At 47.0% G+C, this 12,103-nt stretch carries 9 protein-coding genes; 8 read left to right on the forward strand and 1 reads right to left on the reverse strand.

From position 1 onward, the window contains the following. Nucleotides 1–127 precede the first annotated feature (127 nt). Nucleotides 128–1,672: a protein adenylyltransferase SelO gene (locus IC612_RS08835; protein ID WP_194739825.1), complete on the forward strand. Its 1,545-nt coding sequence runs from the start codon at nucleotides 128–130 to the stop codon at nucleotides 1,670–1,672. Nucleotides 1,673–1,720: 48 nt separating this feature from the next. Continuing rightward, on the forward strand, nucleotides 1,721–2,998 hold the full coding sequence (locus tag IC612_RS08840) for a DUF6080 domain-containing protein (protein ID WP_194739826.1): 1,278 nt from the start codon (nucleotides 1,721–1,723) through the stop codon (nucleotides 2,996–2,998). Nucleotides 2,999–3,004: 6 nt separating this feature from the next. Here IC612_RS08840 and IC612_RS08845 read toward each other — a convergent pair whose 3' ends face one another. Continuing rightward, nucleotides 3,005–3,535 (reverse strand): SPOR domain-containing protein, encoded by a 531-nt coding sequence (locus IC612_RS08845; RefSeq protein WP_194739827.1) that lies wholly within the window; start codon nucleotides 3,533–3,535, stop codon nucleotides 3,005–3,007. Between the two features lie 187 nt (nucleotides 3,536–3,722). Here IC612_RS08845 and IC612_RS08850 point away from each other — a divergent pair, with 187 nt between their 5' ends. From IC612_RS08850 to IC612_RS08875, 6 genes are read left to right on the forward strand one after another with little or no spacing between them, the layout of a single operon-like run. After that, nucleotides 3,723–5,093, forward strand: coding sequence for a c-type cytochrome (locus IC612_RS08850; protein ID WP_194739828.1), 1,371 nt, complete (start codon nucleotides 3,723–3,725; stop codon nucleotides 5,091–5,093). Nucleotides 5,094–5,115: 22 nt separating this feature from the next. Next, nucleotides 5,116–8,160 carry a TAT-variant-translocated molybdopterin oxidoreductase gene (locus tag IC612_RS08855; protein WP_194739829.1) on the forward strand — a complete coding sequence of 1,015 codons (3,045 nt, stop codon included), beginning with the start codon at nucleotides 5,116–5,118 and terminating at the stop codon, nucleotides 8,158–8,160. An 18-nt stretch (nucleotides 8,161–8,178) separates the two neighbouring features. After that, entirely contained in the window at nucleotides 8,179–9,573 is a 1,395-nt protein-coding gene (nrfD, locus tag IC612_RS08860; protein ID WP_194739830.1) for an NrfD/PsrC family molybdoenzyme membrane anchor subunit, read from the forward strand. Then, a complete protein-coding gene (locus IC612_RS08865) occupies nucleotides 9,560–10,081 on the forward strand; it encodes a DUF3341 domain-containing protein (protein WP_194739831.1) in 522 nt (173 codons plus the stop codon). The genes nrfD and IC612_RS08865 overlap by 14 nt, the downstream gene beginning before the upstream one ends. Nucleotide 10,082: 1 nt before the next feature. Further along, nucleotides 10,083–10,751 carry a c-type cytochrome gene (locus tag IC612_RS08870; RefSeq protein WP_194739832.1) on the forward strand — a complete coding sequence of 223 codons (669 nt, stop codon included), beginning with the start codon at nucleotides 10,083–10,085 and terminating at the stop codon, nucleotides 10,749–10,751. Nucleotides 10,752–10,765: 14 nt separating this feature from the next. Continuing rightward, nucleotides 10,766–12,097: a quinol:cytochrome C oxidoreductase gene (locus IC612_RS08875; RefSeq protein WP_194739833.1), complete on the forward strand. Its 1,332-nt coding sequence runs from the start codon at nucleotides 10,766–10,768 to the stop codon at nucleotides 12,095–12,097. Nucleotides 12,098–12,103: the final 6 nt, after the last annotated feature.

Raw genomic sequence — 12,103 nt, forward strand, 5'->3', positions numbered from 1 at the left:
AAGAAAAGGACGGCATAAACCGTCCTTCTGCTTGGGCTAAAAACCCAAAATCTACTTTTTTAACCCCAATTGGCTAAAAACAAAAGACTGTCCTCATTTTTAGTTATGGGGACAGCCTCTTTTTGCAATGGATTTAACCAAAATTAAAGCACCGTTTCTGGAGGAATTCCCGGTAGACCGCAGCGGAAATCCTATGCAGCGTTCCATCACTGACTATTTTGGAGCAGTGGTACCACCTGCAACGTTTGACAATCCGCACTTGGTGCACTTTAATGCCGCCCTTGGAGAGGAACTGGGTCTGGGTACCCCGGAGAAGAAGGAAGATTATGCCCTGTTGCACGCGCAGTACAGCGCGCAGAACATTTCTCCCTATGCCACCGTTTACGGGGGGCACCAGTTCGGCCGTTGGGCGGGACAGCTCGGAGACGGTAGAGCCCTTTTTCTGGGAGAAGTCACTAGCCCGGAGGGCATAGGCTGGGAACTGCAGTGGAAAGGAGCGGGCGCCACTCCTTTCTCGCGCCATGCCGACGGACGGGCGGTTTTGCGCTCTACCATTCGGGAGTATCTGATCAGTGAGGCAATGCACCACCTTGGAGTTCCCACTACGCGTTCCCTTAGTATTAGCCTTACGGGTGAAGAAGTGGTTCGGGATATCCTGTATTCGGGCAATCCCCAGCGTGAGCCCGGCGCACTGATGGTGCGCGCAGCGCAGAGCTTTCTACGCTTCGGACATTTTGAGTACTGGAGCGCCCTAGGCGATCTACCCAAGCTCCAGCAGCTGGCCGATTATGTGCTTAGGCGCTATTACCCGCTGGTCGGCCTGAAGGGAAAAGAAAGCTATGAGGCACTGTTTGACCAGATCTGCAGAAGAACGGCCGAGCTCGTAGTGGAATGGATGCGCGTAGGTTTTACCCACGGAGTACTGAATACCGACAACATGTCGGTCCTTGGACTTGGAATCGATTATGGGCCGTATGCTTTTTTGGATGCCTACGATTTAAATTTTACGTCCAATACTACCGATTTACCGGGACGCCGCTATGCCTTCGGTCAGCAGGGCAAAATAGCGCAGTGGAACCTTTGGCAGCTGGCCAATGCACTGTATCCTCTCCTGGGAGAATCCAAGGCTTTGGAAAGCGCGCTTGACAGGTTCCCGGAGTATTTTTGGAAACTGCATGATAGTATGGTACACCGAAAATTTGGTTTCGCAGAGCAGTCCTCCGATTCTGCCGCCTTGGTAGTGTCTATTCAGTCGTTCATGCAATCGCACGAGGCGGACTATACCCTGTTTTTTTATCTGCTGTCGGAGCAGAAAGACGAAGCGGCGGCAATGCGGGCCCTACCTGCGGCATTTTACCGGTCTCTTTCTCAGAATGACCTGACGCAACTTCAGCACCTTCTTCAGCGCTACTTTCAACTGCGCGGCATTCAGCAGGTCCCAAGGGAAACAGCGCAGAAGATCATGCAAGAGACCAACCCTTCCTACATTTTAAGAAACTACATGCTTTATAATATCATAGAGGAAGTGGAAAAAGGAGAAATGGAGGGCTTCCGTACGGCATTCGAAAGACTTCAGAATCCCTACCAACGGTCCGCGGACAGCGTGCCCGCGCTACGGCCGCACAAGTACGACGCTCTGCCTGGATGCACCATGCTCTCCTGCAGTTCGTGATGCCGTTAGCGGAATTTATTTTCTATTTTTGCACCAAAACCCGAACTAGTGAAATTAGCAGGATCGCTCCGTCACACTGCCCAGAAGCTCATTCCCAGCGGAAGGTTCCAATGGTTGTTTTTTCTTCTCACGCTTTTTTCTTACCTGGCTCTTGCCTACAGCGTAGCCTATCCCTATTCCATTGTCTTTGATCCGCGTATCCCCTGGGACGCCTATCTTAGTTTTGATAACCGCGCCGTAGTTCTTACTGGTGGGGGTTATGAGCGGCATCCCCTTTCGGTTCATTTTTTTCAGGCCGTACGCGAGCTGGCGCTTTTTCTCTCCGAGGGAAAATTCGATGCGGTGTTCCGCGTGGTGCTTTCCTTTTCAAGTACTTTAGCCGTGGCATTGTCCGTTCTCTATGTGCTAAAGTATGCACTGGATATTCTAGAACTTGACCGTTTAGGTGCAAGTATTGTCTCGCTCTTGTTTGCAGGTTTTTCCACCGTGCTGTTCCTTAGTTTCACGCCCGAAACCTATACCTACAGTATGTTGTTTTTGGTGGGGTATGTCTATCTGGTGGCCCTGGCCATGCGGCAGGGAACAGGACCCTCCTTTCTTCTTCTGAGTATCTCGAGTGTTCTTATTGCGGGGATGACAATCACCAACATAGTGAAAGTATTTATCCCGGTTCTTTTCACAAAAGATTTTTTCCGGAGCTGGAAACGGTTTTTTTCCTCCGTTCTTTACTCGCTTCTTGCGGCGGGAATATTTGTTATTCTCTACCTTTACAGGCTGAATTTCGATATTCAGCGCGTACTGGATAAGTCCCTGCAGCAGTATGAAAAATTTTCCCAGCCCAAGAGTATACCCATTTCCGATATGGTATTTTCCTGGTTTTACGGCGGCAATATCCTTTTGCCTCAATTCGAGCTTCGGGACTACCACAATGGGAAAGGTTTTGAATTTAAAGCCCTGTTTTTGGACTTATACGACGGTTTTGGGGTTTATGTGGCCTTGGGTATACTGCTTGCGTTTGTGCTTTGGAGCGTGGTGGTAAACTTCCGTGAGAAGATGGTAGGCATTTTAGGGCTCATGCTGCTGGTGGATGTAGTGATCCACTGCGGGCTGCAGTTTGGCCTTCATACGTCCTATATCTACGGAGGGCATTTTGTGTTTATTTATCCCTTGCTACTAGGCTACCTTCTTAAAAGGTACAAGATAAAAAAAGAGCTTTATCCCAAGCTGCTGCTGGGAATGGCGTTCTTGGTATTTTATTTTTGGACCAACAACGTGTATCGTTTGGGAGAATTTTTCTCGTTTCTAGAGCTGTATTACAAAGAATAGCCTTGCCTATTTGGCTTCTACACAGAAAACGCGGTACTGTACTGCAACTGCAGACCTGAAAGCGCTTCTGATTCGGGCTAAATCAGAGGCGGCGGACTGACGGGAAATATAGCTTCCTGCTAGGATCTTGTAATTAGGACGAAGAGACGCATCGGTCTCTACTTTAATTCCTGGGAAACGGCTCCTGAAGTTGGCTTTCACCTGATTGGCTTCCGCATTACTCTTTACCACCGCAACCTGAATTTTGTACCCAAGAATACGGGGGTTCTGTTTGCATATTTCCGCTCTGGACAGCGGTCTGGACGGGGTATTATTTACCACTCGAGGTGTAGAGGGAGTGTATTCGGCATTGTCTTTCGCCTTTTCCATTAGTTCGCACTTCTCTTGCAGATCGGATAAGGACTTTTGAATTTTAGCATCCATAGAAACCGTTAAGGGAGTACCGGAAATCGTATCAGTGGTGCGGACCTGTTGCCCCTGAAGGTGGAGGGAACCCATAAGGGTAAGTACCGCAAGAATTCGTAGCGAAAATTTCATTAAAACAGTGTTTATGCAAATTTACTACAAATAAAAATCATACCAAATGCTATTATTTAGAACTGTTATAAATTAAATCAAAAGGCTTTTGGCTGCTTTTATTACGTTGTTAAATTGTTGTTAAAAAGCTTACTTTTGCAGAATTGAATGTATACTCATCAATTTTTACTAACCCAAGATTATTTAAATGATTAGTTGGAGAAAGCATTACAAAAGGGGTTTACTGGCGATAACTTTATTGCTTACAACCACCGCTTCAGTCCACGCTCAGGACGGGGATCCTAAGAACGGAGAAAAACTTTTCAAAGCACAATGTGCCGCATGCCACGCCCTGGATAAACAGATGGTAGGTCCGGCATTAGGCGGTGTGGTGGAACGCTTGAAAACCGAACAAAATCTGGATATTGACTGGTTGCGAAGCTGGATCAAGGACAACGAAGCACTTCGGGCCTCTGGAGATAAATATGCCAATGAGGTATATGAAAAATTCAATAAGACGCCAATGACTCCGTTTCCGAATCTCTCGGACAAGGACATTGACGATATTTTGGCCTATACCACTAATCCGCCTGCTCCAGAACCTGCAGCTGCCGCAGAGGGCGGGGCTTCGCAGGCCGACACTATCGCTGCATTAGAGGAGGCTAGAAAACAAAGCGATAATTCTAAGATTCTTTTAATCTCCCTGGGTTTTATAGCTGCACTGCTTCTATGGCTTCTTCTTAGGCTGCGTCAGCTCGTGAAGCTTAGCCAAAGCCAGGAGCTTGCAGAACTCGATCAGACGAGAATTCACAGCATTGGGGATTTTTATTCCAAATACAAGTTGGTAGGTCAGGGATTGCTTGGGCTACTGGCGCTTTTTGCTTTCTACGGGGTATGGAACTGGACAATGGATATTGGGGTCTATAAGGGCTACAAACCAGAGCAGCCTATTTACTTTTCGCATAAAATCCATGCGGGAGACAACAAAATTGATTGCCAGCTTTGCCACTCCTCAGCCAAATACGGAAAAGTATCGGAAATTCCTTCCATGAATGTGTGTATGAACTGCCACCGGAACATCTCTGAGTACAACGGAGCGTATCTGGAGCCAGGAAAAGACAAGGCATTCTACGACGGGGAAATCCAGAAAATATATGCTGCCACCGGTTGGGATCCGGAAAGCCAGTCCTATAAAAACAAGCCGCAGCCGGTAGAATGGGTGCGCATCCACAACATGCCGGATTTCGTGTATTTCAACCACGCCCAGCACGTCGTTGCCGGGGAACAGGCGATTCTAAATTCCCACAACAAGAAAAACCCTAACGATCAGATTGACGTTGTATGTAAAGCGTGCCACGGTCAGGTAGATACCATGAATGTTGTATCCATGGCCAATGACTTTACAATGGGCTGGTGTATAGAGTGTCACCGAACGACTGAGGTCGATATGAATAATGGATATAACAAGGAATACTTCCAAAATCTTCACGACAAGCTGAAGAAACAGTATCCGAAATCCGAAGGTAAGATCACTGTAGATGCAATCGGAGGTCTTGAGTGTGGTAAGTGTCATTATTAATAACGAAAAATCAGAAGTATAAATGGCTTCAAATAAAATACAATTCAGAAGTATTCACGAACTTAAAGACCCGGCACTTAACCATAAGCTGGCTCAGAAGGAATTTCAGGACGAAATTCCGGTGGACGAATTTTTGGAAGATGCAAACAACTCCCAGAGCAGTTCTACCTCCAGGAGAGACTTCTTAAAACTACTTGGATTTTCCACAGCGGCCGTAACGCTTGCTGCGTGTGAGGCTCCGGTGATAAAGACAATTCCTTACGTAGTTAAGCCCCACGATATCATTCCTGGCGTACCTAACTACTACGCAACTTCGTATTTTGATGGTGCAGACTTTGCCAGCGTACTGGTAAAGACCCGTGAAGGGCGGCCGATAAAAATCGAGCCGAACCCTGCTGCAGGAGCCTTGGGTAAAACCAGTGCCCGTGTACAGGCAGGAGTGCTTTCTCTATACGACAACGATAAAGTAAAACAACCGAAATTAAACGGTAAGGACGAGACCTACGATAAAGTCGATGACTATGTAATTAAAGCACTTAACGAATCGCAGGCTGGAGGGAAACGTATTGTACTATTATCCCACTCTTATCCTTCACCAACGTTTAAAAAGCTCTTTGCTGAGTTCCAGGCGAAGTATCCTACCGCAGAACTGGTAACCTACGATGCATTACCGCACGCTGCGGCTCTTGAAGCAGCCGTGGAAGTTTTTGGCACGCGCGCACTTCCAGTATACGATCTTTCCCAAACCGAACTGGTCGTTTCTTTCCAGGCGGATTTCCTGGGCGACTACAACACAGGAGGTCTGGAAACATCCTATGCACTGGCCAAAACGCCGGGACCGAATATGCTTCGCCATATTCAGGTGGAATCCAACCTTTCTTTAACGGGTGCAAATGCCGATGAGCGCATCCGTCTTAAGCCAAGTGCTGTGAACAAGCTTCTTGTAGATGTGTACAACGCACTAAACGGAGGATCTGCAAGTGGCCAGGCAGCGCAGATCGCGAAAGAACTTTCTGAAAAAGGCTCGAAAGCCGTTGTATTTGCAGACGGATCAAAGGCTGCCTACGTACTGGCACACGTTATCAATCAGAAACTCGCCTCGCAAGCATTTACAGGCAAGGCCAGTACTCTGAGAGAATTTGACGCTAAGCGCTATGAGGAATTCCTGGGATGGCTTAATGCCGGACAGGTAGGAGTCTTAATTGCACACCGCGTCAATCCGGTATACTCTTCAGCGAAGGGAGCGGAGTTCCAGAAACTACTGGAAAAAGCGACCCACGTGGTTGCAGTTACCGATAAGAAAAACGAAATGTATAAGGCTGCCAAGGTGGTTATTCCTTCCACCCACTGGTTAGAATCTTGGGGAGATCTTTCTCCGCAAAGCGGAGTGTACGCCCTTATGCAGCCTACTATTTCCAAAGTATACAAGCCTAGACAGATTGAAGAATCCCTACTGGTTTGGTTAAACGGAAAAGGCCACGAAAACAATAATTTCTACAATTATCTAAAGGCAAGCGCTACTACCCTTCTCGGGGATGTATCTTTTAATAAGGCGCTTTATAATGGTCTGAATCAAGTAGCTTCAACCGCTACGCTGAGTTACGCCGGCGGCAACGCGCAAGGCGCAGTAGCGGAGCTGTCGCGATTCAAGGCTTCCGATCTGGAACTTGTCCTGTATACTAGTACCGCGATCGGAGACGGAACCCAAGCCAACAACCCTTGGCTGCAGGAACTGCCGGATCCAATTACGCGTCTATCCTGGGATAATTACCTGACGGTATCTCCAAAGGATGCGGAACGTCTGGGACTGGTAAACGACCTGAACGGAAGGATGCAGCTTGATGGCTCGGTAGTGAACGTAAAGGTAGGAAATACCACCCTTAATAATGTTCCTGTATTCATTCAGCCAGGACAGGCCGAAGGTTCTTTAGGACTTGCTTTGGGATACGGTAAAAAAGATTCCGGCAAAGTAGCCGAAACAGGAATCAACGCATACCCACTCTTTGACGGTATGAACACCACCCTGTCCGGAGTTTCTCTTGAAAAAGTGGGCGATATGCATGAGTTCGCCGGCATGCAGCTTCAGAACACCCTGATGGGACGCTACGAAATTGCACGTGAAGTTCCTTTAGAATCGTTCCTGAATGTAGCATTCGACGACAAGCAGAATGGATGGAATAAGCCACTCGAATACCACACATTGACAGAGTCTACTCCTGCTGGAAAAATTACTCTTTGGGATGAGTTTGACGATACGGACGGACCACACTTTAACCTCTCCGTAGATTTGAATGCCTGTACCGGATGTGGAGCTTGTATCATAGCGTGTCAAGCCGAAAACAATGTCCCTGTTGTAGGTAAGGAAGAAATCAGAATGTCTAGAGATATGTACTGGCTGCGTATCGACAGATACTACTCCGCAAGAGAAAAAATCACCACTAAGGAGCAGATTGACCGCAACCTTAATGTGCCGCAGGTGTACGATATCCTTATCGACCCGGCAGAGAACCCAGATGTGATCTTCCACCCGGTAATGTGTCAGCACTGTAACCACGCACCATGCGAGACTGTATGTCCGGTGGCTGCAACTTCCCATGGTAAGCAGGGTCAGAACCAAATGGCCTACAACCGTTGTGTGGGTACAAGATACTGCGCGAATAACTGTCCGTACAAAGTGAGACGTTTCAACTGGTTCAATTACGCGCAGAACGATAAGTTTGACTTCAATATGAACAACGACCTTGGTCGAATGGTACTTAACCCAGACGTGGTAGTAAGAACCCGTGGGGTTATGGAAAAATGCTCTATGTGTATTCAGATGACCCAGAACACTATTCTTGAAGCCAAGAAAGAGGGCCGCAGAATAGTAGACGGTGAATTCCAGACAGCATGTTCCAAAGCATGTTCTACAGGAGCTATGCAGTTTGGCGATATGAACGACAAGGACTCTCAGGTTCGCAAACTATTTACAAGCAACAGAAGATATACGCTGCTTGAAGAGATTGGAACCAAGCCGAATGTCTTCTACCATACCAAAGTCAGAAACAGAAAAGAAAACAAAGTTTAAATAATAATAAGGTAACAGATGTCACACTACGAAGCCCCGATTAGGGAACCTTTAATTATTGGTCACAAAACTTATCACGATATCACAGAAGATATCGCCCGACCTATTGAGGAAAGAGCTGGAAAACTTTGGTGGATCTCATTCTACGCAGCACTGGTTCTTTTCATTTACGGATTTGGATGCATCGCCTATACCATTGGTACAGGTATCGGTGCGTGGGGTCTGAACCGGACTATCAACTGGGGTTGGGATATTACCAACTTTGTATGGTGGGTAGGTATCGGTCACGCAGGAACGCTGATCTCTGCGGTACTCTTATTATTTAGACAGCGCTGGAGAATGTCCGTAAACCGTTCTGCAGAGGCGATGACAATTTTTGCCGTAGTACAGGCGGCCATCTTCCCGGTGATTCACATGGGTAGAGTATGGGTAGGCTACTGGGTTTTCCCTATTCCTAACCAGTACGGATCGCTTTGGACCAACTTCAACTCCCCACTTCTTTGGGACGTATTTGCAATTTCTACCTATTTCTCTGTATCCACGGTATTTTGGTTCATGGGACTTATTCCGGACTTTGCTATGATTCGTGACCGCGCAAAAACCCCTTGGACCAGAAAGATCTATACCTTCCTGGCGTTTGGATGGGGTGGAAAGGCCAAGCACTGGCAGCGCTTTGAAGAACTTTCTCTAGTTCTTGCGGGTCTTGCCACACCACTTGTATTCTCGGTACACACCACGGTATCTTTCGACTTTGCTACTTCGGTTATCAAAGGATGGCATTCCACAATTTATCCTCCGTACTTTGTTGCGGGAGCGATCTTCTCCGGATTTGCCATGGTACAGACTCTTCTTTTGGTAGCTCGGAAAGTAGCCAATCTGGAAGACTACATTACCATGTACCATATTGAAATCATGAACATCGTTATTATTGTAACAGGAGGTATGGTAACGGTAGCGTACGCGGTAGAATATTTCATCGCCTGGTACTCAGGAAGTAGATACGAAGACTTTGCATACCTTACGCCGGGAGCAGCTACAGGGCCATACTGGTGGGCGTTCTGGTCACTAATTATCTGTAACCTGGTCGTACCTGCTTCGTTTTGGTTCAAGAAGCTTAGAACCAATATCATTTGGACATTCTTCGTAGCCCTTATCATTAACATCGGTATGTGGTTCGAACGTTTCGATATTATCGTAATTAACCTTTCCAGAGACTATTTACCAAGTGCATGGACCATGTTTATGCCAACCATTATCGATGTGGGAGTCTACTTAGGAACAATCGGGTTCTTCGGAGTACTTTTCCTACTCTATGCCAGAACATTCCCTGTCATTGCACAGGCCGAGCTTAAGTCTATTTTGAAAATTTCAGGTGAAACTTATAAAGCAAAAGAAGGAGATGAGCACCACTAAAACCATATACGGCCTCTACGCCGACGACGACGATTTGATGAATGGTGTGAAAGCATTCAGAGAAAAGGGAATTGAAATTGCCGAAGTGTATACACCTTTTCCTGTCCATGGGCTGGATAAGGCACTAGGCCTGAAAAAGACCCGGATTTCCGACGCCGCATTCCTATACGCAGTGTATGGGGTAACCATTGGAGCGCTCACTACCTGGTATATGATGAACCACGACTGGCCACAGAATATCGGGGGGAAACCTGCCTTTTGGTGGGCCCATAATATGCCTGCTTTTGTGGTACCTATGTTCGAGCTTATGGTATTCTGTGCAGCGCACATGATGTCTCTTACCTTCCTGTACCGGAACAAGATGTACCCTGGAGCTCCGGCGCAGAATCCTGATCCCCGTACTACAGACGACAAATTCATGATGGAGTTTGTAAGCGACGATGTGGAAAAAATTAAGCAGCTTCTCGTTGAAACCGGAGCTGAAGAAATAACCGTAAAAGACGCTTAAAATGAAAAGAAATATTGTAAAGGTATCTGCTGCTATAGCTTTTGCGAGTTTTATGCTACTTTCTTGCGGCAAAGGAAACCCTCCACTGGTATACTTCCCGGACATGTACTTTCCGGTAGCGTATGATCCACTTCAAAAGGCGGAGGATCCCTACAGCAAGCACGATAATGAAATTCCGGCATTTGTAAAGCAGAACGGTGCCACCGGTCTAGCGCCTGTTGAAGGAACCGTAGCCCAGAATAAAGACGGCGTTTTTGCGGAAAGTTTACTTCCTAAGAACGTGGACGAATACAACGCCGGGTACGATGCTTCCAAAGCAGTTAATACAACACCGCTTACCACCGTAGCGGAGAAAGACTTAGAGAGAGGAAAAGTGCTTTTCGACCGTACTTGCGCGGCCTGTCACGGCACAGCAGGGGACGGTCAGGGGCCTATCGTAGCAAGTGGTGCCTACGCAGGTGTGCCTAATTTTGCAGACCGTGAGTTGACAGTAGGCTCCGTTCACTACGTTATTGTCAATGGACGAAACGCCATGGGGTCCTACGCTGGACAACTCAACGCTGGTGACCGCTGGAGAGTGGCTATGTATGTAATGAACGCATTTAAAGGGGGCATGACTACCTCTGCCGCTATGCCAGCAGCTACCACTGATTCAACCGCTACTCAATAATAAAAAGCAAGAAAATGTATAGTTTTTCACCTAAATTAAGATTAACTTCTATAATTCTTATCATTGCAGGACTCGCAGTGTTTGCTGCAGGATATTTTATTAATAAAAGCTACGACAGTGCAGCCGTTGAGCACATGATGGAGGAGGTCTTTGCTTCCGGTCATACCGCACCGACGCACTCCAGTGAGATGGTAGGTCCTCAAGACCACGATTCCCACCTGGCCCATGCCATTATGCAGGTAGGAAACCAGCCCCTTGCAGCAATGCATTTTGTCGCTGTATTTTTCTTTGCCGCTGCCTGCTGCGCACTCTTCTTTTATTCCATCCAACATGCAGCGCACGCCGGATGGTCGGTAATTATTCTAAGAGTAATGGAAGCCATTGCTTCTTTTATTCCATGGGCAGGAGCCGTAGTAGTGCTTATTATGATTCTCAATGTACTGCACATTGGACATCTATTCCACTGGATGCACGAGAGTTTGACCGATCCTACTTCCCCGGATTTTGACGTAATCCTTTACGAGAAGAAGAAATTCTTAAATACTCCATGGTACGCGGTGCGCACCATCCTCTATGTGGTAGGTGCCAGCTTCTTTGCTTGGAAACTTCGTGCGCAGTCACGCAAAGTGGACCAGACAAAATCCAAAAGAGACTATCAGATGCTGTACCGCTGGTCGGTAGGATATATTGCTTTCTTTGGCTTCGCATCGGTTGGTTGGGCGTGGGACTGGCTCATGTCTATTGACCCGCACTGGTATTCTACTATGTATGTTTGGTATGCAATGGTGAGCTGTCTTGCTACCGCTGTGGCCCTTATAATAGTAGTAAGTGTGTATTTGAAGAAGAAGGGATTCCTTCCAGAATTCAATGACAACCACTTACACGATTTAGGTAAATTCCTTTTTGCCACCTCGATGCTATGGACCTACACCTGGTTTTGTCAGTTTATGCTTTACTGGTACGCCAACGTGCCGGAGGAAGTGAACTACTTCTTTGGTCGCTTTGAGCATTACAGCGCTACGTTCCTACCAATGCTTATTTTAAACTTTGTCATTCCGTTACTGGTAATGGTTAGCTCCAGCATCAAAAGAAATTATACGGTGGTAACCGTTATGGCTGTTGTGGTTATTATAGGACATATCGTGGACTACTTCAACATGGTGATGCCTGGAACGGTAGGACCGTACTGGGATAATATTGCAGTACTACTCCTTGTAGTAGGAGCCGTAGTGTTCTTCGTTGGGCTCTTTATCTTTGCGGTAATGACCATGCTTTCCAAGCTGAAACTGATTCCTGAAGGCAACCCGTTCCTGCATGAATCCAAGATATTTGAATATCCGTTCTAAGAACTT

This window comes from Planobacterium oryzisoli, from assembly GCF_015354315.1.
GTDB lineage: Bacteria > Bacteroidota > Bacteroidia > Flavobacteriales > Weeksellaceae > Planobacterium_A > Planobacterium_A oryzisoli.